Here is a 26,326-nt window from a genome sequence, read left to right as displayed (position 1 = left end):
ACAACGATCTCCACCCGCCCCCTCCCGCTCGACAATATGCCGAAATTTCGGGCGCAATGTGCGCGGAGGCCGCCGCCGGGCTCAGCGGCCGCCTCCGGGTCCTGATTGGCCGTCTCAATACCGGCCGTATCACTACTGGCCGTCTCACTACTGGCCGGCGCTATCGAGGTCGCGAGATGGCCGGCCTCGCCGCCGCTATTTCATGAAATTTCGGGTGTAGAGCGCCCCTGCGGCCAGCCTGGACCCCCGCACCGCGTCGACGCCCGGCCGAAAGGATCATTGGGTGCCGCAAAAACCAGGTCAACAGGCCGAGTTGACCTGGTTTTTGCGGCACCCAATGATCCTTTCGGCTATGGCGGTCGCCCGCGCGGGGTGCGCCCTGGTCGCGCAGTCCGCGGACCACTTCACCGCGGTCGCGGGACGGGCGACCGCCGCCGGGAGCACGCCGGACGCGGTGGCCGAGGTCGACGCGGTTCGGCAGTAGGTGTCTGCGGCGGCACCTTCACTGAGCCCATCCGGCACCTTCGGGTGACGCCTCGCGGGCGCGAAAATCCTTCGACCGTGGTCCGCGGCGGTGCCTATTTCCGGTCAGCTTCCGACTTCGAGCGAGGATGCGCCGAACCTACAGGCTGCTATTTCACGAAATTTCGGGCACGGAGTGCCCGCTTGATCACGGTGGGTCCAGACCTCGACGCCAAAGGGTCAGTAATGACCACCAGAGACGTAAGGATCCAGGACAGTCTTGATGCCCGCCTGCGGACGGCGTCTTTGTCTTTATGCGCAAGCACCCACAGTGGTGACCGCCTGGCTGCCCCGTATGCCGTCGACCCGCCCGCAGGGGTGCAGATCATCGGCAGGGCCGCCACCAACGCACCGCAGGCAGCCCGCCCAACGCAAGCCTGAACCCGACCACGACGCCGACCGGCACCGACCCGCCCTACGGAACCCTCAAAACCGAACCACCCACGGACCGCACCTGAACAGCGGAAAGTGCCCACCCAAACGCGAGAACAGAACAGCCGCCGCACGACAGACCACAGCTGGCGGCCCTGCCGATGATCTGCTCGGCTTGTCCCGGGTCGATGGCATACGGGGCAGACAGGCCCGCGCGAAACCCAGCCACCCGGGATGTGGGGTGGGGCAGTTGAAATGGCCTTTCCGCTGCCCCGGTGTCGGAGGCTCCCGCCGGAGGCCCGCCGGAGGCAAAAACAGCACCCAGACCACCCAACGCAACCAATAACACGAAATTTCGGGCGCGCCAGCGCCCGGCTGCTCCGGGTTCGGGTTCGGGTTCGGGTGCGGGTGCGGGTGCGGGTTCGGGTGCGGGTTCGGGTGCGGGTTCGGGTTCGGGTTCGGGTTCGGGTTCGGGGGAGGATGATCACAACGGGCCCAGACCTCAACGCCAAAAGCTCAAGATCCGGATCACCCCCGCCAGGCCGCACCGCCAGGCCGCACCGCCAGGCCGCGCTGGAATGCCCGGAAAACGGCAGAAAACAGCCGGACCGACCGAGCCCTCGCACGAGGAACAAGCCCGCAACACGTGCCGCAGGCCGTGAACGGCCGGGCGGGTTTTCGGTGACCAGCGGCGGCACCGGCAGGGAGGAGCGCCAGCGACGACCGGTGCCCGCGGGAGCAACGCTGCCGGACCACGCCGGAAGCGGGAAATGAACTGGATCTTGAAGTGGGTATGCCGCCCGTGGCAGCGGACGGCATACGACACGTCGGGCGGGTGCTACGTGGTGACGCTGCCCATGCTGTAGAACGCGTCGGGTGCGTCGATGTAGGACCCCGGGCCCGGAACCGGCGGGAGCTGGGCGGTGCCCCAGTCCAGGAAGCGCATGTCCATGGTCGACGTCTCGCCCGCGGCCTCGACCTTGACGAGGAAGCTGACGATGCGGCCCTCGCTGTCGGTCTCGGCGTGGAACGGCACGTTCTTCGCGGCCTCGCGGGCGGCCTTCTCCTCCGGGGACTCGGTGAGTTTGCCGAAGCGGGCCGGCGTCATCCGGGTCAGGTCGAGCGTGCCGTTGAACGTGTGCGCGGACGGCTGCTGGATCGTGAGGATGCTGCGCTCGACCAGCTCGGGGTCGATCGCGACCTGGTCGAGGCTGCCGGCCAGTTCCTCGGAGCGGGACGGGTCGAGGCGCAGCCACTTCTTGCCGTCGAGGCCCTCCGGCACGGGGGCGCCGGCGCCGAGCTCGTTGAAGACGGCGCTCATGTCCATCTTCATGTAGAGGAACTCGCCGGCCTGGTACGTCTCGACCGTCATCGACGAGCCCTCGGCGGAGATCGTGACGGTGGCGTGGACGGACTTGGTGTCGTTGTCGACGAGCACCCGGCCGCTCATGCTCTGGTCGAAGGCGACGGTGTAGGCGAACGTGCCCGTGTTCATCGTGCTGAACGCGGACGCGAACGCGGCCTTCGGATCGGGCGCGGGCGCGGAAGACGCGGCCGGCGCGGGACCGGCACCGCCGGGAAGAACGGCGGGGCCGGCGCACCCGGCGAGCATGACCGTCAAGGCGGCGGCCAGGACGGTGACTGACTTAGGCATCAAAGAATGTCCACCAGCGGAGCGCAGGGATGGCCGACCGGAACGGTCGCACCACGAGGGAAGCCTCCTCGATGACCGCTCGGAGAACGATCAAGGAAAGCTGTGGGAGAACGTACCCGACAGGTGCGACAGTTCTTCGCGATTTATCCGAGGCTGTCGGCCAGCACGCGCAGGTCGTCCGGCTCACCGGTGCCGACGATGATCACGGTGCGTTCCGGGGCGAGCTGGACGAGCGCGGTCTCGTTGTCCCGCGCGGAGTAGGACTGCCACTGCCGCCCGTCGACCGTCACCGACGAGATGGGGCGGGCGCTGGTGGTGAGCTCGGCCGGGAGCAGCGTCTCCGTCGTGACCGTGCTCTCGATCAGCAGGACGGAGGCGCCGGCCGGGCTGACGTAGCCGATGCGCAGCGTCTTCCCGCCGTCGGCCGTGCGGAACTGGGCGCTGGTCGGCCGCCAGTCCTCGCCCAGGCCGGTCGGCTCCAGGACCGGGAACGCGCCGGACGCGCGCGCGGACGCGATCGCGGGCGAGATGTCGATCGAGACCGGTTTCCCGCCGTCCAGCACGAAGTAGTAGAAACCGACCATCAGCGCCACCGGCACCATGATGGCCAGCAGCGACATCACCATGTCCTTCCAGTTCCGCTCGTGCCGTGCGACGGGCGCGGGAGCGGTAGCGGAAGAAGGCGCGGGTGAGGAGGTGTCGTCCACGTACCCCATCCTGACTGATCGGGGCGGTGAGGTGGCATCCGGCACACCCGGGCGCGACCGACGCCACTGGCCCGTCCCCTATCACCAACCCGGAATCACGTGCCAGGATCGGGGAAAGACGCCCGCGCTCAGCGTAAGGCGACCGACCTACTCCGCAACGTAGCGAGGAGGCCGCATGACCGCCAACATTCCGCAGGATCTCGACCGCAACCTGGCCCTAGAGCTGGTCCGCGTCACCGAGGCCGCCGCCATGGCCGCAGGCCGGTGGGTGGGCCGCGGCGACAAGGAGGGCGGGGACGGCGCGGCCGTCGACGCCATGCGAAAGCTGATCAACTCCATCTCGATGCGCGGGGTGGTGGTGATCGGCGAGGGCGAGAAGGACAACGCCCCGATGCTCTACAACGGCGAGATCGTCGGCGACCAGACCGGCCCGGAGGTGGACGTCGCGGTCGACCCGATCGACGGCACCACGCTGATGGCCAAGGGCATGCCCGGCTCGATCGCGGTGCTGGCGGTCGCGGAGCGCGGCGCGATGTTCGACCCGAGCGCGGTCTTCTACATGGAGAAGCTCGCGGTCGGCCCGGAGTACGCGTCCGTGATCGACATCGAGGCCGGCACGCAGGAGAACCTGCGCCGCATCGCCAAGGTCAAGGGCGGCAGCGTCTCCGACGTGACGGTCTGCATCCTGGACCGTCCCCGCCACGCCGATCTGATCAAGGAGGTCCGCGACGCGGGCGCCCGGATCAGGTTCATCTCGGACGGCGACATCGCCGGCGCGATCGCGGCCGCGAGGGAGAACGCCGAGGTCGACGTGCTGATGGGCGTCGGTGGCACGCCGGAGGGCATCACCGCGGCCTGCGCGCTGAAGTGCATGGGCGGCGAGATCCAGGCGAAGCTGTGGCCGCAGGACGGGGCCGAGCGGGAGAAGGCGCTCGCGGCCGGCCACGACCTGGACCGGGTGCTGACCACGAACGAGCTGGTCACCGGCGACAACTGCTTCTTCGTCGCGACCGGCGTGACCACCAGCGACCTGCTCAAGGGCGTGCGGTACCGGTCGGGTGGCGCCTACACCCAGTCGATCGTGATGCGGTCGAAGAGCGGGACGATCCGGACCATCGACTCGTTCCACCGGCTGGAGAAGCTGGCGCACTACTCCTCGATCAACTTCGACGGGGTCATCCCGCTAGACGTGCCAGCGGAGGGATAGGCCGGTGGCGGCGCGCTCGGCACGGATCTCCATGGCCGTGCCGAGGATCGTCGCCCGGTCCGCCACCACCGGCGCGTCGTCGATGCCGTAGGTGACGCGGTCGCTGAGAAAGACCGGCTGGCCCGCGGGCTGGCGGAGCAGTGCGGCGGCCGGCGCGTCCAGCAGCGCCGGCCGCAGCCGCTCGCGGGCGCGGTGCACGACCACGCCCTGCTCGGCCAGCGCGTGGTAGAGCGAGGTCCGGGCCAGGTCCGCGTCCCGCAGCGGATATTCGGCCCGCACCCAGGAGACCTGGTGCACGGCGGGCCGGCCGGCGATCAGCCGGACCCGCTCGATCCGGGTCAGCCGGTCCCCGGACGGCAGGCCGAACGCGTCCGTGACCCAGGCCGGCGCCTTGCGCGACCCGATGCCGATCAGGTCGGTGCCGACCACGTGGCCCTGCTCGCGCAGGTCGTCCGCGAGACTGCGCAGCGAGTCCAGCTGGTACGCCGCGGCCGGCTCCGCCACGAACGTGCCCCGACCGGCCTGCTGGCTGAGCAGCCCGTCCGACTCCAGCCGGGCCAGCGCCTGCCGGAGCGTGGCGAGCGTGACGCCGTAGGCCGCGCTGAGCTCCCGTTGCGGCGGCAGCGCGGCCCCGGGCGGGTACTCCCCGGCGCGGATCTTCGCGGCCAGGTCGGCGGCGATGGTCACATATTTCGGCACCCGGTCATTAGATCGCCTTGCGGATGTTCCCGACCACCGCGCCCAGCGCGTCCGGGCCGGCGCCGTCCATCAGGCGACGCATCAGCGCGGACGCGACCACCACGCCGTCCGCGTCCCGGACCGCCGCGGCCGCGTGCTCCGGCGTGGATACGCCGAAGCCGAGCAGCACCGGCAGGTCGGTCAGCGCGCGCAGCGACGAGGCCAGCGCGTTCGCGGCCGGGTCCAGCGCGTCCCGCTCGCCGGTGGTGCCGAGCACGGTGACCGCGTAGACGAAGCCCTGTGCGCTCGCCGTGATCTCGCGCCGCCGGTCCGCGGTGGTGGACGGCGCGGCCAGCGGGATCAGGTCCAGCCCGGCCGCGTTGGCGGCGTCGCGGATCGGGCCGACCTCGTCGAGCGGCGCGTCCGGCACGATCAGGCCGCGGATCCCGGCCTCGGCGAGCCGGTCGCAGAAGCCGGCGCGGACCGCCAGGTTCGCGTAGGTCATCACGATGAGCGGGACTTCCACCGAAATTTTAGATAAATCACGCAAAATGCCGTCGAGCGTGGTGCCGTTCGCCAGCGCGCGGTCCGAGGCCTCCTGGATGGTCGGGCCGTCCAGCATCGGGTCGGAGAACGGCAGCCCGATCTCGATCGCGTCCGCGCCGTTGTCCGCGAACGCGCACACGTAGTCGGCCCAGCCGTCCACGATGCCGCCGGTCACGTACGGCACCAGCTTCTTCGTGCTCTTGTCGGTGAAGATCATTCGAACATCTCCATGTCCTTGTCGCCGCGGCCGGACAGCGTCATCAGCACGGTCTGCCCGGCCAGCTCACCGGCCTCGCGGATGATCCAGGCGAGCGCGTGCGCGGACTCCAGCGCCGGGATGATCCCCTCGGTCCGGGCCAGCCGGTGCACGGCCTCGACCACCTCCGCGTCCCCGACCGTCGCGTAGCCCACGCGGCCGATCGCGCCCAGGTGCGCGTGCTCCGGCCCGATGCCCGGGTAGTCCAGCCCGGCCGCGATCGACTCCGCCTCGGTGATCTGCCCGTTCTCGTCCTGCAGCACCATCGAGTGATAGCCGTGCAGCACGCCCGGCGTCCCGTTCGTCATCGCGGCGCCGCCGGCCGCCTCCACGCCCACCAGGCGCGCGGTCGTGTCCGCGAACCCGGTGAACGTGCCGGCCGCGTTCGACCCGCCGCCCACGCACGCCACCACCAGGTCCGGCACGGTCTCGACCTGCGCGCGGGCCTCCGTGCCGATGACGCTCTGGAACTCCCGGACCATCCACGGGTACGGGTGCGGGCCCATCACCGAGCCGATGCAGTAGTAGGCCTCGGCCGTGTCCGCCACCCAGCCGCGCAGCGCCTCGTTCGTGGCGTCCTTCAGCGTCCGGCTGCCGGTGCCCACCGGGACGATCCGGGCGCCGAGCATCCGCATGCGGCGCACGTTGGGCGCCTGGCGTGCGACGTCGCGCTCGCCCATGTAGACCACGCACTCCAGCCCGAGCAGCGCGGACGCGGTCGCGGCCGCCACGCCGTGCTGGCCGGCGCCGGTCTCGGCCAGCAGCCGTCGCTTGCCCATCCGCCGGGCGAGCAGCGCCTGACCGAGCACATTGTTGATCTTGTGGCTGCCGGTGTGCGCCAGATCCTCGCGCTTGAGCAGCAGCGTCAGCCCGAGCTCCGCGGAGAGCCGCCGGGCCGGCGTGATCGGCGTGGGCCGGCCCGCGTAGACCGTGAGCAGCTCGTGCAGCTCCGCCCGGAAGCCGGCATCCACCCAGGCCTCACGGAACGCGGCCTCGACCTGCTCGCACGCCGGCACCAGGCTCTCCGGGACGAACCGCCCGCCGTACTCGCCGAACCTCCCGAGCCCGGCCGGCTCGCTCATGATGGTCACGGTTGCCTCCAACAGTTCTAGAACTCTTTTGCTAGTGTCGCATATCGCCGCCGAGAGTTCTAGAACAATTCGGGGGCGACTAGAGTAAGGCCATGACCGCACCGTCACTGCGCCGGCGCGTGCGCGCCGAGATGATCGGCGAGATCAAGTCCGTCGCCCGCCGCCACCTCGCCGCCGACGGGGCGAACCTCTCGCTGCGCGCGGTCGCCCGCGACCTGGGCATGGTGTCGTCCGCGCTCTACCGCTACTTCTCCAGCCGCGACGACCTGCTCACCGCGCTGATCATCGACGCCTACGACGCGGTCGGCGAGGCCGTGGAGACCGCCGACGCGGCCGTGCCCCGCGACAACTACCGGGGCCGCCTGCTCGCGATCGCCCGCGCGGCCCGCGAGTGGGCCGTGGCCAGTCCCGCCGAGTACGCGCTGATCTTCGGCAGTCCGGTCCCCGGCTACGTCGCGCCGCAGGCCACGATCGTCCCGGCCAGCCGTCAGCCGCTCGCGCTGGTCGCGGTCATCCGCGACGCGTCCGAGGCCGGCCGCCTCACCCCGCGCATGCCGCTCCGCGAGGTCCCGCCGCCGGTCGACGCCGAGATGGCCGCGCTGGCCACGCTCATGAACGCGGACCTGCCCCCGGCCGTCGTCACGGTCACCATGCTCGGCTGGGTCCAGATCTACGGCCTGATCAGCTTCGACCTCTTCGGCCACCTGCTGAACAGCGTCATCGACCGCCCGGCCTTCTTCGACCACCAGGTGGCCACGGTCGCCGACCTGATCGGCCTGCCCTAGCGCTCGATTCCGGCGGCCGAGATCAAAATCAAGATCCAGTTCATGTTCCCGCTTCCGGCGTGGTCCGGCAGCGTTGCTCCCGCGGGCACCGGTCGTCGCTGGCGCTCCTCCCTGCCGGTGCCGCCGCTGGTCACCGAAAACCTGCCCGGCCGTTCACGGCCTGCGGCAGGTGCTGCGGGTCGCGCTCAGTCGAGGTCGTAGGTGACCGGGGCCGGGGTACGGCGGCGGAAGAGGATCGCGGCAACCGCGCCACCGATCAGGCCGAAGAGGTGACCCTGCCAGGAGATGGAGCTGGTGGTGGGCAGGATGCCGAGCAGGGACCAGCCGTAGAGCAGGCCGATCAGCAGCACCACGCCGAGGTTCCACCAGCTGCGCTCCACGATGCCGCGGGTGAACAGCAGGCCCAGGTAGCCGAAGATCACGCCGCTCGCGCCGACCACCACCGTGTTCGGGCTGCCGGTGAACCACACGCCGACGCCGGAGACCGCCATGATGAACGCGGTCGACCAGATGAACCGCTTACCGCCCGCGGCCAGCACGAACGTGCCGAGCAGGATCAGCGGGATGCTGTTGCCGTAGAGGTGGTCCCAGTCCGCGTGCAGGAAGTGGGCGAAGATGATCCCGTCCAGGCCCTCGACGTGGTACGGCAGGATGCCGAGCGAGTAGTCGAGGCCCAGGTTGAGGAAGACGTCGAGCGCCTCGATGACGAAGAGCAGCGGCACGACCGCGCACATCGCGACGAAGGCACGGCCGATCGAGGCGTAGAACGCGTCGGTGCCGAATCGGCCGGCGGCTTGCTGGTCCGCGTAGTCGCTCACACCTCAACTAGCTACCAGGCGCCCGCCAACTCCGCCACCCGGGCGGCCCAGGTCACAGTCCGCGCAGGTCAGCCGCGGCGGACATGTCACCACATCGGCACCCTCATCGCCCGCGATCAGCGCAGACGGTCCAGCGCGTCGCCCAGGTCGTGCGCGTACGTGGAGAGCTGCGTGTAGACGCCGGGCAGGCCGGGCCGCGCGCACCCGATCCCCCAGCTGACCACGCCGATCTGCCGCCACGCGCCGTAGGTGTCACGCCGGATCAACGGCCCGCCCGAGTCGCCGTAGCAGGCGTCCCGGAGGTCGCCGCTGACGTAGCCGGCGCACAGCATCCGGTCCGGCCGGTACGTGTAGCCCTCCGCGCGGTACGCGGACACGCAGGTGTGGTCCGGGACCAGCGGGACGTCCACGAACCGGAGTTTGCGCTGCTGCGGCTCGTTCTCCGCGGTGGCGCCCCAGCCGACGACGGTGAAGCGGCCGGTGTCGTACCCCGGCGCCTGGTTGACCGGGAGCACCGGCAGGTCGAGTTTCCGGTCCAGCTGGAGCAGCGCCCAGTCGCTGCCGTCCACGACCTGGGTGAAGGCCGGCGCGACGATCGCGCGGGTCACCCGGGTCTCACGCGCGGACCTGGTGTCGTCCAGGTCCACGGTGCCGTAGGTCACGGCCAGGCCGGCGACCGGGATGTTGGCGGTGCAGTGCGCGGCCGTCAGCACCACCCGCGGCGCGACCAGCGTCCCGGCACAACCGGTGGAGATCCGCACGATCCACGGGAACTGGCCGCTCGCCGCCAGGTCGCCGCCGACCACCTCCGGGTCGTGGCGCGTGGCCCGCGCCGGCGCCCCGGCGGACATCAGCAGGACCGTGGCCGCGATCAGCACGGGCACGAGCCGGCGGCCGTACCGTCGCGTGCTGTTTTCCGGGTTTTTCGACATCAGTATCAGCATAAGTCCGCTTATGCGGAGTATGGCGCATTTCGGGAGACGCGGACGAGCGCCCGCTGCGGGATCCGGGCGAGCGCGCGACGTGCGGGAACGCGAAGGGGCGCGCGGGCGAACCGCCCGCGCGCCCCTGTCGGCGTGCTTCTAGTACCAGCCGACGCTCTGCGAGTGCGCCCAGGCCTCACAGGGCGTGCCGTAGCGGCCCTTTATGTAGCCCAGACCCCACTCGATCTGCGTGGCGGGGTTGGTCTCCCAGTCGCTGCCCGCGGAGGCCATCTTGCCGCCGGGGAGTGCCTGCGGGATGCCGAACGCACCGGAGCTGGAGTTCAGCGCCGTGTGCGACCAGTTGGACTCCTTGGTCCACAGCTTGTTCAGGCACGGGAACTGGTCGATCCCGAAGCCCGAGTCCAGCAGGATCGCGCAGCCGGTGGCCCGGTTGCCGCTGAACTCGCTGCACGACGCCGGGATCGGGCCGTCGAACGCCACGGTGCCCGAGTTGGCGGGCTTCTCGGCGGCCGCCTCTTCCGCGGCCTTCTTCGCCTCCGCCTCCGCCTTCGCCCGCTCGGCCTTGCGGCTGGCGGACTCCTCGGCGGCGGCCGCGCGCTTGGCGGCGGCCTGGGCGGCCTCGGTGGCCTTCTCTGCGGCGACCCGCTCGGACTCGGCCTCGCGGGCGTGTGCCTTGGTGTACTCGGCATGCCGGCTCTTGATGTACTGCTCTTCCGCGAGCGTGGCATCGAACTCGGCCTGTGCGGAGACGCTTTGCTGTTGAATCTCACGGTCTTGGCTCAGGTACACGCCGCCGGCGACTCCGGAGAGCAGGAGGGCGACTGACGCCGAGCGGACACCGTAACGGCTCCACAGCGGACTCACGAAGGGGTCCCTTCGTCGGGGGCAAGGACGCGGCCCGGAGATCAGGCGACCGGCGTCCGGCCTAACGAAGGCCGGCGACGGAGCGTGACGAATCCAGACCGCGAGCGCCCCCGACCCCAGGGAGTCAGCCTCGCCGCCACCCGGAACGACGTGGTCCGGGTGGGCCGGAAGACGATCTCCGGCAGCGAGGGTCGCGACGGACGCTCGTCGACCACCCTCACCCAGCGCAAGGCTTAAGCGAAATCCTCGGGGAGATTTGTGAGATGTACCACAGGTTGAAAGCCTTCAGACCTGGACATATCTCAGTTGATCTAGGTACCCCTACCGTGGGATGTCCTCCAGCAGGTCGGTGACCACCTCAGCAATGGGTGACCGCTCGGAACGGGTCAGCGTCACGTGCGCGAAGATCGGGTGACCCTTCAGGGCCTCGATCACCGCGGTGACGCCATCGTGACGCCCGACACGCAGATTGTCACGCTGCGCAACGTCGTGGGTGAGCACCACGCGCGAGTTCTGACCGATGCGGGAGAGCACGGTCAGCAGCACGTTCCGCTCCAGGGACTGCGCCTCGTCGACGATCACGAACGCGTCGTGCAGGCTCCGGCCGCGGATGTGGGTCAGCGGCAGCACCTCGAGCAGGCCGCGCGCCATCACCTCTTCCATGACGTTCTCGTGGACCACCGCGCCCAGCGTGTCGAAGACGGCCTGTGCCCAGGGCGACATCTTCTCCGCCTCGGAGCCGGGCAGGTAGCCCAGCTCCTGTCCGCCGACCGCGTACAGCGGGCGGAAGACCACCACCTTCTTGTGCCTGCCCCGCTCCATCGTGGCCTCCAGGCCGGCGCAGAGCGCCAGCGCGGACTTGCCGGTGCCGGCCCGGCCGCCCATCGACACGATGCCGATCGACTCGTCCAGCAGCAGGTCCAGCGCGATCCGCTGCTCCGCGGACCGGCCGCGCAGGCCGAACGCCTCGCGGTCGCCACGCACCAGCCGCACGGTCTTGTCGTGCATCACCCGCGCCAGCGCGGAGCCGCGCGGCGAGTGCACGACGAGACCGGTGTGCACCGGATGGCCCGACGCCTCGTCCAGATCCAGCGCCTCGCCCGAATAGAGCTGCTGCACCTGCTCCTCGGCCAGCTCCAGCTCGGCCATGCCGGTCCACGTCGCGTCCATCGCCTGGCCGTGGCGGTACTCGTCCGCCACCAGACCCACCGATGCGGCCTTGACCCGCAGCGGCATGTCCTTGCTGACCAGCGTCACCGTGCGGCCCTCGGCCGCGAGGTTGAGCGCGACGGAGAGGATCCGGGCATCGTTCGACTCGTTCCGGAAGCCCTGGGGCAGGATCGTGTCGTCCGAGTGGTTGAGCTCGACCCGCAGCGTGCCGCCGCCGTCACTGGCGGGGATGGGCTGGTCCAGCCGGCCGTGCTTGATCCGCAGGTCGTCCAGGAGGCGCAGGGACTGCCGCGCGAACCAGCCCAGCTCGGGGTGGCTGCGCTTGCCCTCCAGCTCCGTGATCACGACGAGTGGCAGGACCACCTCGTGACCGGCGAAGCGGTGGAACGCCGCGGGATCGGACAGCAGCACCGAGGTGTCCAGGACGAAGACCTGGGAAGGCACTCGGGCTTGAGGAGGCTCCCCGTCCGTGGTGCCCGCCGCTGCCTCGACAGTCTCGGAGGCATCGGCGGCGGACTCGGACACGGGGAGGGCGGTCGGGTCGTGATCGGCCCGAGAAGTGGTTGGACGAATCGTCACAGGCCTGCTCCGAACGGGCGTGCACCCGAACCCCACCCGCAATCCGCCTCCTCCGGCGGCCCTTAAGGCACGGGGTCGGATGCGGGCCCCGTGGCGCACTCCGTCGCAGGTCCGGGCCTACCGGCCGGCTCGGGAAAACCCCGTGCCGTGAGTAAGACGCTAACTGCACAATGCGACTACGGCCAGATGCCGAAGGTTACGTTTTCCCGCCCTGTAGGTGCTGGCCAGCGATGAGTGAAGACATTCACGTACTGTCAAGACTGATTTTCGACGCAGTGAATGAGCCCCCCGTTCACTCGGTCGGGGCGTTCCGGGGCGGGTACGCTGACCGGCGTGTCGTCGAACCGGATAACCCCCCACGAGGCCTGGCAGGCCACCGCGGATCGCGCGGCCGACTGCGCCCTCTTCTTCGACTTCGACGGCGTGCTGTCGCCGATCACGGACGATCCGGGCGCCTCGCAGCCGGTCCCGGAGGTGCTGGACGCGCTGGACGCGCTCTCCCGCCTGGTCCGCCGCGTCGCCATCGTCTCGGCCCGCCCGGTCGACTTCCTGCGCGACCGCTTCGGCACGCTCTCCGAGGTGGACCTCTTCGGGCTGTACGGCCTGGAGCGCAGCCACGGCAAGGGCGAGACCGTCACCGAGCCGGCCGCGCTGCCCTGGGTACCGGTCGTGGAGGAGGTCGCGGCCGCGGCCGGCGAGGCGCTCGGCGACAAGACGTTCGTCGAGTTCAAGCGGCTCTCGGTCGCGCTGCACTGGCGCAAGACGCCGGAGCACGCCGCCGAGATCGAGGCCTGGGCGCACGCCGAGGCCGAGCGCCGCGGGCTGAAGGTCCAGCTCGGCCGCAAGGTCATCGAGCTCAAGCCGCCGGTCGACCGCGACAAGGGCTTCGTGATCAGCGAGGCCGTGCTCTCCGTCGGCTGCGCGTGGTATTTCGGGGACGACGTCTCCGACATCAAGGCGTTCGACGCGCTGCGCGCGCGGACCGCGGTCGAGCCCGGCTTCCTGGGCGTGTGCGTGGCCGTGGCCAGCTCCGACGAGACCGGTCAGGAGGTCTCGGACGCGGCCGACTTCACCATCGACTCGCCGGTGGCGGTGGGTGCGTTCCTGGCGGACGCGGTGAAGATCCTCCAGGCCAGCGCCTGAGCTTTCCCACGGATCCCCGGGCGGCTCAGCCGCTCGGGGTTTTCGCTCTTTGCCGACCATGACGGCACCGGCAGGGAGGAGCGCCAGCGACGACCGGTGCCCGCGGGAGCAACGCTGCCGGACCACGCCGGAAGCGGGAAAATGGGCATTGATCTTCGGCGCTGAGCCAGTTTCAAGGCTTTTGTCAGGCGCCGAAACGGCGTTGGCGGTCGCCGTAGGCCCGCAGCGCGCGCAGGAAGTCGGTCCGGCGGAAATCCGGCCAGTTCGCGTCGCAGAAGTAGAACTCGGACTGCGCGGACTGCCAGAGCAGGAAGCCGGAGAGGCGCTGCTCACCGCTGGTCCGGATGATCAGGTCGGGGTCCGGCTGGCCGCGGGTGTAGAGGTGCTCCGCGATGTGGTCGACGTCGAGCACCTCGACCAGCTCCTCGATCGTGCCGCCTGCCCGCGCGTGCTCGGAGAGCAGCGACCGGACCGCGTCCGCGATCTCGCGCCGGCCGCCGTAGCCGACCGCGAAGTTGACCTCGACGCCGCCGCTGCGCTCGCGGGTCTTCTCCTCCGCGGCCTTGAGGATGGTCGCGGTCTCGACCGGGAGCACGTCCATCGCGCCGACCATGCGCAGGCGCCAGGGGTTGCCCTCCTCGGCCAGCTCCGTGCCGAGGACCTCGATGATCCGCAGCAGCGGGTCCAGCTCCTTGGCCGGGCGGCGCAGGTTGTCCGTGGCCAGCAGGTAGAGCGTGACGTGCTCGATGCCGGCCTGGTCACACCAGTCGAGGAGGTGCTTGATGCGCTCGGCCCCGACGCGGTGGCCGTCGTTGGGGTCGATGAAGCCCATTTCCCTGGCCCACCGGCGGTTGCCGTCGCACATGACGCCCACGTGACGAGGCACCGGCTTGCCGACCAGTTTGCCGGTCAGCCGCCGCTCGTAGAGCCCGTAGACGAGGTCCCGCAGATTCATCACTACGCAGACTAGCCACCATGGCAAGCAGCGCCAGGGCCGGTCGGGCATCAGACAAGCGAGACGCGGCTTTCGTCCGTATTTGTAGGCCCCTTAAAACGTCACAATACGGCCACTGTCCTTCTGGTCGTCGCTTCGCTCCTCCGGGCTCGGCGCCACTCCCGGCGAAGGCACCGCTCTGCCGAACAGAAAAGCACTGTTCGGCAGAGCGCCACCTTCTCTGGTCGCCCGCGCCTCACGACGTGGTCCGGACCGTGGCGAATAACGGGAGACCGCAGACAGGGCGCCTCGACGGACGAAGCGCTCAGCGATCAGCCCAGTCTGGCCTTGAGCGCGTCCAGCTCGGCCCAGAGCACGGCGGGCAGTTTCGCGCCGAAGCGCTCGAACCACGCCGTGATCAGCGGGAGCTCCTCGCGCCACTCGGCCGGGTCGACGGCCAGCGCGGCCGTCAGGTCGGACTCGGGCAGGTCGAGGCCGGTCAGGTCGATCGCGGACGGCGGCGGGACCATGCCGATCGGCGTCTCGACCGCGGCGCCACGGCCCTCCAGGCGCTCGGTGATCCACTTGAGCACGCGGGTGTTCTCGCCGAAGCCGGGCCAGAGGAACCGGCCGTCGTCGCCGCGCCGGAACCAGTTGACGTAGAAGACCGCGGGCAGCTTCGCGTTGCCGACCGCCTTCTCCATCTCCAGCCAGTGGGCGAAGTAGTCGCCGCCGTGGTAGCCGATGAACGGCAGCATCGCCATCGGGTCGCGGCGCACCACGCCGACCTCGCCGACCGCGGCCGCGGTGGTCTCGGACGAGAGCGTGGCGCCGAGGTAGACGCCGTGCGTCCAGTCCCGGGCCTGCGCGACCAGCGGGACCGTGGTCTTGCGGCGGCCGCCGAACAGGATCGCGTCGATCGGGACGCCGCGCGGGTCGTCGTACTCCGCGGCCAGCGTGGGGCACTGGCCGATCGGCACGCAGAACCGGCTGTTCGGGTGCGAGGAGAGGCCCTCCGACGAAGGCGTCCAGTCGGCGCCCTTCCATGACGTGAGGTGCGCGGGCGGCTCACCCATGCCCTCCCACCAGACGTCGCCGTCGTCCGTGCGCGCGACATTCGTGAAGATCGCGTTGCCGCGGGCCAGCGTGCGCATCGCGTTCGCGTTCGTGGTCCAGTCGGTGCCGGGGGCGACGCCGAACAGCCCGAACTCCGGGTTGACCGCGTAGAGCCGGCCGTCGTCACCGAACCGCATCCAGGCGATGTCGTCGCCGATCGTCTCGACCTTCCAGCCGGGCAGCGTGGGGTCGAGCATGGCCAGGTTGGTCTTGCCGCAGGCGGACGGGAACGCACCCGCGATGTGGTAGACCCGGCCCTCGGGCGAGGTCACCTTGATGATCAGCATGTGCTCGGCCAGCCAGCCCTCGTCTCGCGCGATCACGCTGGCGATCCGCAGCGAGTAGCACTTCTTGCCGAGCAGCGAGTTGCCGCCGTAGCCGGAGCCGTAGGACCAGATCTCCCGCGTGTCCGGGAAGTGCGAGATGTACTTCGTCCGGCTGCACGGCCACGGCACGTCCGCGTCACCGGGCTCGATCGGCGCGCCGACCGAGTGCAGCGCCTGGACGTACACCGCGTCCGTCCCCATCGCGTCCAGCACCGTGGAACCCATGCGCGTCATGATGCGCATGGAGGCCACGACGTACGCGCTGTCCGTGATTTCGACCCCGAATTTGGGATCCTCAGCGTCCAAGGGACCCATACAAAAAGGGATCACGTACATGGCACGACCACGCATACAGCCGCGGTACAGCTCCGTCATGGCGCGCTTCATCTCGTCCGGCGCCATCCAGTTGTTGGTGGGACCGGCGTCGGCCTCGTCGGCGGAGCAGATGAACGTGCGCTCCTCGACCCGGGCGACGTCCGACGGGTCGGTCCGCGCCCAGAACGAGCCGGGCCGGCGCTCGGCATCGAGCCTGACCAGGGTGCCGGTGGCGACGAGCTCGTCGGTGAGCTGCCGGTATTCCTCGTCCGATCCGTCGCACCACACCACGCGATCCGGCGTGGTGAGCTCGGCGACCTGCTCCACCCAGGCAAGCAGTGCGGGGTGTCTGGTGACGGTGGGGGCTGACATCACGAATCTCCTTAGGTCGACGCTGACCGTTCACGTGAGGACGATCCGGGCGTAGGAAACGCCGGAGGCCGGTCACGGGAGTTCTCCACACCATAAGGCGAATACGGCTTCACTTCACGGTGAAGAAGTACACAAACGGCGGCGCAGCTGCACGTTCGCGGTTGTTTTTACGGCCCGGCGCGCAGTAATGCGCAGGAAGTTCCGGGGAGAGTTCCGGGTCTGCACAATCCGGACTTTTTGCCATAAGCTCGGTGTCATCCGACATCCCAGGCGTACCTCCCCAACCCCGTCTTCAGGAGGCAAGCAATGGGCACTGATCACTCGTCTGTCTCACCCGCGGCGGCGGAGCCCCCGCTAGACATCGACTCAGCCGTGGAGGACGCGGCCCTGCTGGACGCGGTCCGCGCCGGCGATCCGGACGCCTACGGCACACTCTGGGAACGGCACTCCGACGCGGCGCGCGGGCTGGCCCGCACGCTGGTCCGCGACCCCGCGGACGTCGAGGACCTGGTGGCCGAGACGTTCGCCAAGGTGCTGGCCAAGCTCCGCGCCGGTCAGGGGCCGCAGCTCGCGTTCCGCGCCTACCTCAGCACCACGCTCCGGCACGTCTGCTACCACCGGCACCGCCGCGACCGGCGACTGCAGTTCACGGACGACCTCACGCGATACGACGTCAGCGAGCCCTTCCCCGACCCCACGCTCGCCGCACTGGAGCAGTCCTACGCCGCGCGCGCGTTCCGCAAGCTCCCGGCCCGCTGGCGCGAGGTGCTGTGGCGTACCGAGGTGGAGGGCAACACGCCCAGCCAGGTCGCGCCGCTGCTCGGCCTCACCCCGAACGCGGCCGCGGTCCTCGCCCACCGGGCCCGCGAGGGACTGCGCCAGGGCTACCTGCGCGAGCACCTGGCCGGCGCCACGTCCGCGGACTGCCGATGGACCAGCGACCGGCTCGGCGGCTACCTGCGCGCCCGGCTCTCCGCCCGCGAGCGGACCAAGGTCGGGCACCACCTCGCCCGATGCCGGCAGTGCGCGCTGCGGGTCGGCGAGCTGAGCGAGGTCAACGGCGGTCGATGCCGCGTGCGGATGCGGCACGCACGGGCCTAGCTACGCTGTCCACCATGCGCGCGCTCTGGGACCGGTTCGGCCACCTCGTCGCCGAGATCGGCAGGTTCGGTGTCGTGGGCGGTGCGGCCTTCGTCGTCGACTTCGCCATCTACGCCTTCTGCCTCCAGGGGCTCGGGATGGAGACGCTCACGGCCAAGGCGATCGCCGCGTGCGTGGCGGCGACACTCGCGTTCTTCGGCAACCGCTTCTGGACCTGGCGGCACCGGGAGCGGTCCGGGCTCGCCCGCGAGTACGGCCTCTACTTCTTCTTCAATCTGGTCGGAATTGGTGTGGCGCTCGGCACACTCGCCACGACCCACTACGGGCTGGGGTCGGTGTGGCCGGTGTTCCGTACCGAGGCCGCCGACTACCTTTCCGCCCAGTTCCTGGGCACGGCGCTCGGGACACTGGTGCGGTTCTGGTCATACCGGACGTTCGTTTTCCCGGCCGTAACACCACGGCCCGTACCTGCGGAAAGTACGGAAAGTGACTGACGGCACCGCAATCAATTTGCTACCGCCCGGTCCCCCGCTCATGTCCGACAACCTGTCGTAAGGTGGCCGAATGCGTCTTCTCCGTCTGCTGCCGGAACGGTGGCAGAAGCTGATCCGCGAGGCGGCCAAGTTCGGCATCGTCGGCGGCGTCAACTTCGCGATCAACTTTGCTGTCTTCAACGCTCTCATTCTCACCGTGATGCGCGGCGGAGAGCTGAAGGCGAACGTCATCGCGACGGTCATCGCGACCACGACGTCCTACCTGATGAACCGGCACTGGACCTACCGTGACCGGCCCAAGTCGAGCATGCGCCGCGAGTACGTGCTCTTCTTCTTCTTCAACGGCATCGGGCTCGGCATCGAGCTGGGCGTGCTGGCCGGCTTCAAGTACGGCCTCGGCCTGCACACGCTGCTGGCGCTCAACATCGCCAAGTTCGGCGGGCAGGTGCTCGGCACCATCTTCCGCTTCTGGTCGTACCGGACGTTCGTGTTCCGGAAGGTCCAGCCCGGCAAGGTCGACCACCTGCACATCGACAACGTCGACCCGCACACGATGGCGAACCTGGACCTCACCGCGGAGCTGGCCGAGCACACCACGCACGAGCACCCCGTGGTGGACGAGACCGGCGAGCAGGCCGGGAAAAGCCCAAATGGCGTGACCGCGGTCGCCCCTCAGCAGCGGACCGCGGATAGCTCGACCGCTGTGCCCAACCCGACCCACTGATCAGAACACGTGCCGGGATGACCGGAGGAGAATCGCTCCTCCGGTCCCGCCCGTCTCAGACAGCCGGCTTGTCCTTGAGCGCCTCGCGGAGCTCGTCCTCGCCCAGGCTGTGCTTGTCCCGGTCCGCCTCGACCAGCTCGTACAGCGAGGTCTGGACCTTCTCGATCTGCGGGATGTCGACCAGCACCGACTGGCCACGCTCGCCCGCCGACTCGATCGTCAGCGTGCCGGAGCCGAGCAGACGCTCGAAGAAGTGCTGCGTCATCGAGTGGTCGTTCACCCGGGACAGCGGGATGTCCCGCCGGTCACGGTTCAGCACGCCCTTCTGCAGCAGCACGCGCTCGTTCGTGAAGACGTAGTTCGTGGTCCGCCAGACCAGGAACGGCCACAGCGCCAGCCACCCGGCCAGCGCGATCGCCACCACCACGATCGCCAGCTGACCGATCAGCCAGCCGTCCGGCAGCAGGAAACTCGCCCCGACGGCCGCGACCGCGAGCACGGTGACGAACACCGGCCCGATCAGCGCCTTCCAATGGGGGTGCAGGTGAAGAACGACGTGCTCGTCACTGGTGAGCACATCTTCCGGAAAGGCCACGTGTATCTCCTCGGAAGCTTTTTGCGCAGCACGCTAGCGCGTCCGTGCCAGCTTGCCGACGCAGGGTCATCATTCTTTTCGACAACCTCCGAGGGTACGGATGTCAGCGCAGGTGGACGACGTCTCCCGCGGCCAGCGGGCGGTCGCCGTCCGGCGTTCTGAGCAGCAGCCGCGCATCATCGTCCACACCGGTCACGAAACCGGACACCTCGGCGCCGTCCGGCAGCAGCACCCGCACCCGGCGGCCGATCGTGCCGCAGGCCTCCCGGTAGGCGGCCCGCAGCCCGCTCGCCTCCGGGTCGCCGGTGGTGTCGCGCCAGCGGGCGTACCAGTCGGCCAGGCTCCGCAGGAACGCCTTCAGCAACGGCTCCCGGTCCGCGTCCTCCGCGCCGGCCAGCAGCAGCGACGTGGCCGGCGGGCCGGTCGGGCGGTCCGGCAGCTCGTCCTCGCGCAGGCTCACGTTCAGCCCGGCGCCCATCACGACCGCGCCGGACACACCCTCGGCCAGGATTCCGGCGGTCTTGCCCTCGTCACCGTTCGCCATGGGCACGAGCAGATCGTTCGGCCACTTCAGCGAGGTCTCCAGGCCGGTCACCCGGCGGACGCTCTCGTGGAGCGCGACGCCGGTCAGCAGCGGCAGCCAGCCGTAGGCGGCCGGCGGCACCGCGGCCCAGCCGCGCGCCTCGTCCGGCGCGGCCGGGCGCAGCAGCACGCTCAGCGACAGCCCGGCACGGGCCGGCGACTCCCAGGTGCGGCCGAGTCGTCCGCGGCCGGCGACCTGCCGCTCGGCCACGATGACCAGGCCCTCCGGCTCGCCGTCGCGGGCCGCGGCGGCGACGTCCGCATTCGTGGAGCCGGTCTCGGCCCTGATCTCCAGCCGTCGCCACAGGCCGCCGGGGACGAGCAGGGCGCGGCGCAGGACCCGCTCGTTCAGCGGAGGCCTGCCGAGATCCGAATACGGGCCCCCGGGCCCAGTCAACGCCATCCGCCCACCCTACGACGTGTGCTTCCCGGTTCCCCGCGCCGTCGGGCCGGTCGGGCGGGCCAGGCCAGTCGGGCCCGTCGGGACGGTCGGATCCGTCGGGCCGGTCGCGCCGGTCGGACCAGTCGGGGCGGTCGGACCAGTCGGGACGGTCAGACCTGGTCAGGCCGGTTCCTGGCCGAAAGAAAGAACGCGGCCTGGCCCTGGGGCTCGGACCCGGAGCCAGACCGCGTGTCCGGAGGTGGTGCGCTCAGCCGGCCGCGTGACGACTGGAGTAGATGGTCGAGCGCGGGGTCGGCCGCGGAGGCGGGTCCTGCCGGGCCGCGGCGACGGCGGCAGCGGCCGGGCGGGGCAGGCTCAGTGAGACCGCGGGGCGGACCTGCATGTCGAGCGGGCGCAGGTCCCGGGAGCCGGAACGCTCGGCCAGGGCGGCGATCTTCGCCAGTTCGGCGAGGTCGCCGAGGTTCGCGAAGCCCTTACGGCCGGCACGGCTGGGCTGTACCTCCGCGCCGGCGGTCGCGAGCTGCCCGGCGCGGCGGGCCGCGGACTGCTGCCCACGCATCCCGGGCTGCTGCTCCCCGTCCGCGGACGCGAAGGCGGTCTGCTCCGGGCGCAACCCACCGGTCTGCTCGGCGCGCAACGCGGCGGTCTGCTCCCCGCGCAGCGCGCCGGTCTGGTCGGCACGGAACGCCTGCTCGGCGCGCCTCGGCTGCTCGGCACGCTGCGGAGGGGTCCGCGCGTCGAAGGTCTCGCCGTCGCGGGCTCCGGCCTGCCCCGGAACCTGGCCACGACCGGCGGGTGCCGCGCCGTTCTGGCCACCTGTGCCGCTCTGACCCGTCGTGCGGTTCTGGCCAGCCGTGCGGTTCTGGCCAGCCGCGCCGGTCCAGGCCGTGGAACCGCCCCAGCCGTCGGGACCGTTCCATGCGGCCGGACCGTTCCACTCCGTGCCGCCGTTCCGGGCGGTGACGTTCCCGGCGCTGTCGCGGCGCTCCGGCCGCATGGACAGGTCCCGGTCGTCCGACCGGTCCCGGCCGGGCGCGAGGTCGCGACCGGCCGCCGGGGTCCGGCGCGCCGCCGCATCCTCGCGGCCGTAGGCGTAGTCCGCGGGCGGCGTGGCCCGGTCCTGGCTCACCGTCAGGTGCCGGCTCCCCGGCGCGTCCCGGAACGACAGCGGCTCCCGGACCGGCTCCCGGACCGGCGAGAACCGGCGGTCCTCGGTGGGGTCGGCGTTCATCGCGTCGCGGTCCGCAGCCCCGCTCTGATCCGCGGGATAGGTGCGGTCTGCCGGGTAGGACCGGTTCGCGGCATAGTCCTGACGCGCCGCGATGTTCCGGGCCGCGGCCGGATCCGGCGAGGTGATACCCGGGCTCGGCAGGTCGCGGGCCGCGGTCCAGGCCTGGTCCGCGGGGAGGACGCGACCCGGCTCCGGGTCACCGGCCGTGGCGAAGCGGGGCTCCGCCACGCTCCCATAGCGATCGTCGTGCGAGGTCAGGCTACGACCGGCGGCCGGATCGCCGCTCGGCACGGGGTCCATGACCGCGGCGGCGCTCATCGGACTGGTGTCCGATGCGAACGCGGCCGCGCCGGACAACGGCGACTCCGGCGCGAACGCGCTGGACCTGTGGAACTCCGGCGCGAACGTGGTCGCCGACGGACGCGAGTCCGGCGCGAACGTCGTGGCCGCGCGGAAGCCCTGCTCGCCGCCGCTGCCACGCGGATCGTGCGCCGGGCCGGTCTCGTAGCCGGCGTGGACGTAGGCGGAGCCGTTCAGGCGGCTCGCGTCCGCGAAGTCGTTGCGGTCGTAGGCGGGGTCGAAACCGCCCGCCGCGCGGCGTCCGCCGTCTGTCCGGGTCTCCGGCGAGTCCCAGGCGCCCGGGAGCGAGGGGCCCCGCACCGCGGTGGCCGCGTCCGCGAACTCGCCGTAGGTGCCCCACCGGCCGCCACTGGCATCGCCGTCGCCGCGGCCGTCGTTGCGGTCGCCCCGCGGGCCGGCATCGCCGGTCCCGCCGTTGTCACGCGACGCCTCAACACCACGCGAACCGGCCTCGCCCCGGAATCCCGCATCGCCACGCGGGCCGCCGTCGCCACGGGCACCGCCGGCATCGCCGCGAGCACCGTCGCCGTAGGCGCTCTCGCCGCGAGCACCGTCCCCGTAAGCGCCGGCGCTGTAGCTGTCACCCGAGGCCGCGCGGTACCCGCCTGTCGCATCGCCGCGCCGGTCGGGTGCGCTGCCGCGCATGCCGGGCGCGTTCCCGTCGTACGCGTCCCGCCGCGTCCCGTTGCCCCGCGGGCCGGACTCGTAGCGGCCGGACTCGTAGCCGCCGCGCGCACGGTCCCGCGGCTCGCCGTCGCGGTAGGACTCGCCGGTCCGCCCGTAGCGCGAGTCACGGGTCTCGTCGGCGCCGTCACGGGTGGCGGACCAGCCGGTCCGGTCCGCGTCGTATCCGTAGCCGTCGTCCGCAGAGCGGCTCTCGTCGTTCTCGTAGCCGCGCGGCGCGACGCCGTACCCGTCGACGGACGGTCGATCGGCCTCGTAGACCGCCTCCGGCGTGCCGGCCGGCCAGCCGGGACGGCCGCCCGCGGCGCGGTTCGCGCTCGGCGTCGCGTAGTCGCCCGCCGCGTCGTACCCGCGATATCCGTCCTGGTCCGGGGTGTGTGCGGGCGGCCTGGCCGCCGCGAAGGCGCCGGAGTCGTCGGACCGGCCCGCGTCCGGCCAGTAGGAGAGCGTGGCCGCGTCGGGTGCGGGACGCGGCGTGGGCCGCGGCCTGCGCGCCGGCCGCTCCTCGGACACCGGGGCCGGGGGTGCGGACGGGCCCGGGGACGGCGCGGGCGAGGCCGGATCAGGCTGCGCGGAACGGGCCGCGGGCGCACCGGCCGGCTCGTCGCCGTAACCGGCCGCCGCGTAGGAGCCGGGTCCGTAGCTGTCGGCGTCCGGGTAGGAGCGTGCGCCCCAGCGGGCATCGACGGGACCCGTGGCGGACTCGGCGGGCGAGGTCGAGGGGTGCGAGGGAGTCGTCAGCGGGGGCTCCGGGGTCGCGGGCGGCGACGTCTCGTCGTACCGCTGCTGGTTTCTGGTGGTGGTGCGCGGCCGTGAGGCCGTGTGCCGGCCCTGCGGGCGACGGCCGATGGCCGGGAGGAGCTGGGTGAGCTCGGAGACGACCGGGATGAGCATCGTGGGCGCGGTGATGCGGCGCCGCTGTTCGGCGCGAGGGTGGTTGACGTCGCCGCCCCGGCGGCGCTGCGGGGTGTTCGCGCGGCGGGCGGCCTCGGCGGCGGCGAGGTGCGGCAGCTCGCGGGCCGGGATGTGCGCGGCGCGTCGGGCCAGCTCGATGCGTTCGTCGTCGCTGAGGGATTCGTCGATCTCGGCGCGACGGCGGGCGACGGCACGGGCGCGGAGGGCCAGGCTGAGCGCGATGAGAGCGGCGAGGCCGCCGGCGATGAGGGCGACGCCGTAGTGCGTCACCGCGGGGTCCCTATCGTCACGCCACTTGTAACGAAATGGGCGATGTCGGCGGTACGCCCCCGAACGATGGAGCAGAACTGCACGGCACGACACCGCCACAATAGTTCTACGATCCGTGGTGTGACCGATACCGACGTCAATCCGCACAGCACCGCGGGCCGGCTGGCCGATCTGGATCGGCGCCTCGACGAGACCGTGCACGCGGGCTCGGCGCGCGCGGTCGAGAAGCAGCACGCCCGTGGCAAGAAGACGGCCCGCGAGCGGATCGCACTGCTGCTGGACGAGGGTTCGTTCGTGGAGCTGGACGCGCTCGCCCGGCACCGCTCGACGAACTTCGGCCAGCAGGGCAACCGGCCGTACGGTGACGGTGTCGTCACCGGCTACGGCACGGTCGACGGCCGGCAGGTGTGCGTGTTCGCGCAGGATTTCACGGTCTTCGGCGGCTCGCTGGGCGAGGTCTTCGGCGAAAAAATCGTCAAGGTGATGGATCTGGCGATGAAGACCGGCTGCCCGGTGATCGGCATCAACGACTCCGGCGGCGCGCGCATCCAGGAGGGCGTGGCCAGCCTCGGCCTGTACGGCGAGATCTTCTTCCGCAACGTCCGGGCGTCCGGCGTGATCCCGCAGATCTCGCTGGTGATGGGCCCGTGCGCGGGCGGCGCGGTCTACTCTCCCGCGGTCACCGACTTCACCGTGATGGTCGATCAGACGTCGCACATGTTCATCACCGGGCCGGACGTGATCAAGACGGTGACCGGCGAGGACGTCGGCATGGAGGAGCTGGGCGGCGCGCGGGCGCACAACACCAAGAGCGGCAACGCGCACTATCTGGCCTCCGACGAGGAGGACGCGATCGACTACGTGAAGGCGCTGCTCTCCTATCTGCCGTCCAACAACCTGGACAATCCGCCCGTCCTGGAGGCGGAGGCGGACCTGGCGGACGACGCCGAGCTGGACACGCTGATCCCGGACTCGGCGAACCAGCCCTATGACATGCGCGGCGTCATCGAGCGCCTGGTCGACGACTTCCTGGAGGTGCAGCCGCTCTACGCGCAGAACATCGTGGTCGGCTTCGGCCGCGTCGAGGGCCGCCCGGTCGGCGTGGTGGCGAACCAGCCGACGCACCTGGCCGGCTGCCTGGACATCGCGGCGTCGGAGAAGGCGGCCCGGTTCGTGCGCACCTGCGACGCGTTCAACATCCCGGTGCTGACGCTGGTGGACGTGCCCGGTTTCCTGCCCGGCACCGGCCAGGAGTGGGACGGGATCATCCGGCGCGGCGCGAAGCTGCTGTACGCGTACGCCGAGGCCACCGTGCCGAAGCTGACCGTGATCACGCGCAAGGCGTACGGCGGGGCGTACGACGTGATGGGCTCGAAGCACCTGGGCGCGGACCTGAACCTGGCCTGGCCGACCGCGCAGATCGCGGTGATGGGCGCGCAGGGCGCGGTGAACATCCTCTACCGCGCCGAGCTGGCGGACGCGGCCGATCCGGCGGCGCTGCGCGCGGAGCTGGTCGCCGACTACGAGGACACGCTGGCGAACCCGTACGTGGCGGCCGAGCGCGGCTACGTGGACGCGGTGATCCGGCCGTCGGAGACGCGCGCGCACCTGATCCGCGGGCTGCGCGCGCTCCGCACGAAACGGGAGACGCTGCCGCCGAAGAAGCACGGCAACATCCCGCTGTAGAAGATCCTTCGGGTCCGGCACCGGCCGGGCCCGAAGTTAGTTCAGCGTGATGGCGGGGAGATACCGGTGACGACGGCAGCAGCCCGCGCCGCGCCGCTAGTTCAGCGTGATGGCGGGAAGATATGTGCCGGCCAGCAGCAGCACGCCGCCGGCCAGCGCGGCCAGGTTCACGGCCAGGAACACGCCGACCCAGAAGATCGCCGGCACGCCGCTGATGCCGTGCAGCTGGTCCGCGTCGGACTGCGGCATCCGGCCCCACTTGCGCATCGACTGCAGTTCGAAGACCGGCCGGACGCCGCCGATGAGCAGGAACCAGACGCCGGTGTACGCGAACGCGGCCTGCACCTCCGGCTCCGTGTACCAGGACACGCCGAACACGACCGCGCCGGTGATCAGGATCGAGACGATGCCGTAGACGTTACGGATCATGATCAGCATCGCCAGCAGCAGCGCGACCGTGATCCAGAGCAGCAGCGTGATCCGGTTCCCGCCGAGCAGCCACGCGCCCAGCAGACCCACCAGGGACGGCGCGATATAGCCCGCCAGCAGCGTGAACGTCATGCCCGGCCCGGTCGGGCGGCCGGCGGAGAGCGTCAGCCCGGACGTGTCCGAGTGCAGTTTGATGCCGGTCAGGCGGCGCCCGGTGAGCACGGCCGCGAGCGCGTGGCCGCCCTCGTGCGCGATGGTGATCGCGTTGCGGCCCACCCGCCAGGTGACGCGGACGAGCACCACGGCCAGCGCGACCGCGGCGGTGATGAACACGAGCAGGAACGGCGGGTCCGGTTGCGCCCCGAAGAGCTGGTCCCCGAAATCGGTCAGGCTGTCGATCGGCACAGCTCGCGAGCCTAGCTCAGATGACCCAGGAGTCCCCGAGAAGAAGGT

At 71.0% G+C, this 26,326-nt stretch carries 24 protein-coding genes; 8 read left to right on the top strand and 16 right to left on the bottom strand.

Annotated elements, in window-relative coordinates:
* The first annotated feature begins 352 nt into the window (after positions 1–352).
* Positions 353–484 (top strand): hypothetical protein, encoded by a 132-nt coding sequence (locus OP04_RS56455; RefSeq protein WP_269746681.1) that lies wholly within the window; start codon positions 353–355, stop codon positions 482–484.
* Positions 485–1,732: 1,248 nt separating this feature from the next.
* On the opposite strand, the gene OP04_RS17490 is transcribed toward OP04_RS56455, so the two are convergent.
* Together OP04_RS17490 and OP04_RS17485 are read right to left on the bottom strand one after the other, a co-directional pair.
* Positions 1,733–2,548 (bottom strand): hypothetical protein, encoded by an 816-nt coding sequence (locus tag OP04_RS17490; protein ID WP_157239947.1) that lies wholly within the window; start codon positions 2,546–2,548, stop codon positions 1,733–1,735.
* A 143-nt stretch (positions 2,549–2,691) separates the two neighbouring features.
* Complete coding sequence (locus OP04_RS17485; protein ID WP_198153872.1) at positions 2,692–3,255, bottom strand: DUF4245 domain-containing protein; 564 nt, start codon at positions 3,253–3,255, stop codon at positions 2,692–2,694.
* 175 nt (positions 3,256–3,430) lie between these two features.
* On the opposite strand from OP04_RS17485, the gene glpX reads away from it, so the two are divergent.
* Positions 3,431–4,462: a class II fructose-bisphosphatase gene (gene glpX, locus OP04_RS17480; RefSeq protein WP_033340778.1), complete on the top strand. Its 1,032-nt coding sequence runs from the start codon at positions 3,431–3,433 to the stop codon at positions 4,460–4,462.
* Here glpX and OP04_RS17475 read toward each other — a convergent pair.
* Genes OP04_RS17475 through trpB form a run of 3 tightly spaced genes read right to left on the bottom strand, consistent with a single transcriptional unit; the run spans position 4,439 to position 7,024 of the window.
* On the bottom strand, positions 4,439–5,161 hold the full coding sequence (locus tag OP04_RS17475) for a GntR family transcriptional regulator (RefSeq protein ID WP_033340777.1): 723 nt from the start codon (positions 5,159–5,161) through the stop codon (positions 4,439–4,441). The two genes, glpX and OP04_RS17475, sit on opposite strands and share 24 nt — an antisense overlap.
* Before the next feature lie 7 nt (positions 5,162–5,168).
* Positions 5,169–5,903, bottom strand: coding sequence for a tryptophan synthase subunit alpha (gene trpA / locus OP04_RS17470; protein ID WP_033340776.1), 735 nt, complete (start codon positions 5,901–5,903; stop codon positions 5,169–5,171).
* The gene (gene trpB / locus OP04_RS17465) at positions 5,900–7,024 is read right to left on the bottom strand and encodes a tryptophan synthase subunit beta (protein ID WP_033340866.1); all 1,125 of its coding nucleotides are present in this window, start codon (positions 7,022–7,024) and stop codon (positions 5,900–5,902) included. Before trpB ends, trpA begins: the two co-directional genes overlap by 4 nt.
* A gap of 101 nt (positions 7,025–7,125) precedes the next feature.
* On the opposite strand from trpB, the gene OP04_RS17460 reads away from it, so the two are divergent.
* A complete protein-coding gene (locus tag OP04_RS17460; protein ID WP_033340775.1) occupies positions 7,126–7,818 on the top strand; it encodes a TetR/AcrR family transcriptional regulator in 693 nt (230 codons plus the stop codon).
* Positions 7,819–8,003: 185 nt separating this feature from the next.
* Here OP04_RS17460 and OP04_RS17455 read toward each other — a convergent pair whose 3' ends face one another.
* From OP04_RS17455 to OP04_RS17440, 4 genes are all read right to left on the bottom strand, one after another.
* Complete coding sequence (locus OP04_RS17455) at positions 8,004–8,636, bottom strand: rhomboid family intramembrane serine protease (RefSeq protein WP_033340774.1); 633 nt, start codon at positions 8,634–8,636, stop codon at positions 8,004–8,006.
* 116 nt (positions 8,637–8,752) lie between these two features.
* Entirely contained in the window at positions 8,753–9,568 is an 816-nt protein-coding gene (locus OP04_RS17450; protein WP_063746627.1) for a serine protease, read from the bottom strand.
* Positions 9,569–9,718: 150 nt separating this feature from the next.
* Complete coding sequence (locus tag OP04_RS17445; RefSeq protein ID WP_033340773.1) at positions 9,719–10,444, bottom strand: aggregation-promoting factor C-terminal-like domain-containing protein; 726 nt, start codon at positions 10,442–10,444, stop codon at positions 9,719–9,721.
* Positions 10,445–10,765: 321 nt separating this feature from the next.
* Positions 10,766–12,058: a PhoH family protein gene (locus tag OP04_RS17440; RefSeq protein ID WP_232323627.1), complete on the bottom strand. Its 1,293-nt coding sequence runs from the start codon at positions 12,056–12,058 to the stop codon at positions 10,766–10,768.
* 468 nt (positions 12,059–12,526) lie between these two features.
* Between OP04_RS17440 and otsB the strand changes: the two genes are divergently transcribed.
* Positions 12,527–13,336, top strand: a complete 810-nt coding sequence (gene otsB, locus OP04_RS17435; protein ID WP_033340772.1) for a trehalose-phosphatase — start codon at positions 12,527–12,529, stop codon at positions 13,334–13,336.
* 184 nt (positions 13,337–13,520) lie between these two features.
* Here otsB and OP04_RS17430 read toward each other — a convergent pair whose 3' ends face one another.
* From OP04_RS17430 to OP04_RS53395, 3 genes are all read right to left on the bottom strand, one after another.
* Positions 13,521–14,291: an isoprenyl transferase gene (locus tag OP04_RS17430; RefSeq protein ID WP_033340771.1), complete on the bottom strand. Its 771-nt coding sequence runs from the start codon at positions 14,289–14,291 to the stop codon at positions 13,521–13,523.
* A 311-nt stretch (positions 14,292–14,602) separates the two neighbouring features.
* On the bottom strand, positions 14,603–16,399 hold the full coding sequence (locus OP04_RS17425) for a phosphoenolpyruvate carboxykinase (GTP) (protein WP_033340770.1): 1,797 nt from the start codon (positions 16,397–16,399) through the stop codon (positions 14,603–14,605).
* A gap of 109 nt (positions 16,400–16,508) precedes the next feature.
* Positions 16,509–16,664, bottom strand: a complete 156-nt coding sequence (locus tag OP04_RS53395) for a hypothetical protein (protein WP_157239945.1) — start codon at positions 16,662–16,664, stop codon at positions 16,509–16,511.
* A 107-nt stretch (positions 16,665–16,771) separates the two neighbouring features.
* Between OP04_RS53395 and OP04_RS17420 the strand changes: the two genes are divergently transcribed.
* The 3 genes from OP04_RS17420 to OP04_RS17410 all read left to right on the top strand — a co-directional run bounded on the left by OP04_RS17420 (position 16,772) and on the right by OP04_RS17410 (position 18,718).
* Positions 16,772–17,500 carry a sigma-70 family RNA polymerase sigma factor gene (locus OP04_RS17420; RefSeq protein WP_232323626.1) on the top strand — a complete coding sequence of 243 codons (729 nt, stop codon included), beginning with the start codon at positions 16,772–16,774 and terminating at the stop codon, positions 17,498–17,500.
* A complete protein-coding gene (locus tag OP04_RS17415) occupies positions 17,413–17,994 on the top strand; it encodes a GtrA family protein (RefSeq protein WP_408606762.1) in 582 nt (193 codons plus the stop codon). Before OP04_RS17420 ends, OP04_RS17415 begins: the two co-directional genes overlap by 88 nt.
* A 70-nt stretch (positions 17,995–18,064) precedes the next feature.
* Positions 18,065–18,718, top strand: coding sequence for a GtrA family protein (locus OP04_RS17410; protein WP_051798171.1), 654 nt, complete (start codon positions 18,065–18,067; stop codon positions 18,716–18,718).
* Between the two features lie 55 nt (positions 18,719–18,773).
* Here OP04_RS17410 and OP04_RS17405 read toward each other — a convergent pair whose 3' ends face one another.
* From OP04_RS17405 to OP04_RS17395, 3 genes are all read right to left on the bottom strand, one after another.
* Positions 18,774–19,313, bottom strand: coding sequence for a PH domain-containing protein (locus OP04_RS17405; protein WP_033340769.1), 540 nt, complete (start codon positions 19,311–19,313; stop codon positions 18,774–18,776).
* Positions 19,314–19,416: 103 nt separating this feature from the next.
* Positions 19,417–20,298 carry a biotin--[acetyl-CoA-carboxylase] ligase gene (locus OP04_RS17400; RefSeq protein ID WP_033340768.1) on the bottom strand — a complete coding sequence of 294 codons (882 nt, stop codon included), beginning with the start codon at positions 20,296–20,298 and terminating at the stop codon, positions 19,417–19,419.
* A gap of 247 nt (positions 20,299–20,545) precedes the next feature.
* Positions 20,546–23,758, bottom strand: a complete 3,213-nt coding sequence (locus OP04_RS17395) for a hypothetical protein (protein ID WP_033340767.1) — start codon at positions 23,756–23,758, stop codon at positions 20,546–20,548.
* A gap of 66 nt (positions 23,759–23,824) precedes the next feature.
* Here OP04_RS17395 and OP04_RS17390 point away from each other — a divergent pair, with 66 nt between their 5' ends.
* Complete coding sequence (locus tag OP04_RS17390; protein WP_051798169.1) at positions 23,825–25,444, top strand: acyl-CoA carboxylase subunit beta; 1,620 nt, start codon at positions 23,825–23,827, stop codon at positions 25,442–25,444.
* 96 nt (positions 25,445–25,540) lie between these two features.
* Here OP04_RS17390 and OP04_RS17385 read toward each other — a convergent pair whose 3' ends face one another.
* Positions 25,541–26,278 carry a M50 family metallopeptidase gene (locus OP04_RS17385; RefSeq protein ID WP_033340765.1) on the bottom strand — a complete coding sequence of 246 codons (738 nt, stop codon included), beginning with the start codon at positions 26,276–26,278 and terminating at the stop codon, positions 25,541–25,543.
* Positions 26,279–26,326: the final 48 nt, after the last annotated feature.

It is taken from the genome of Catenuloplanes japonicus, from assembly GCF_000717135.1.
Taxonomy (GTDB): Bacteria; Actinomycetota; Actinomycetes; order Mycobacteriales; family Micromonosporaceae; genus Catenuloplanes; species Catenuloplanes japonicus.
The sequence above is the reverse complement of the archived record's forward strand: the minus strand, read 5'-3'. Positions and strand labels throughout refer to the sequence as shown.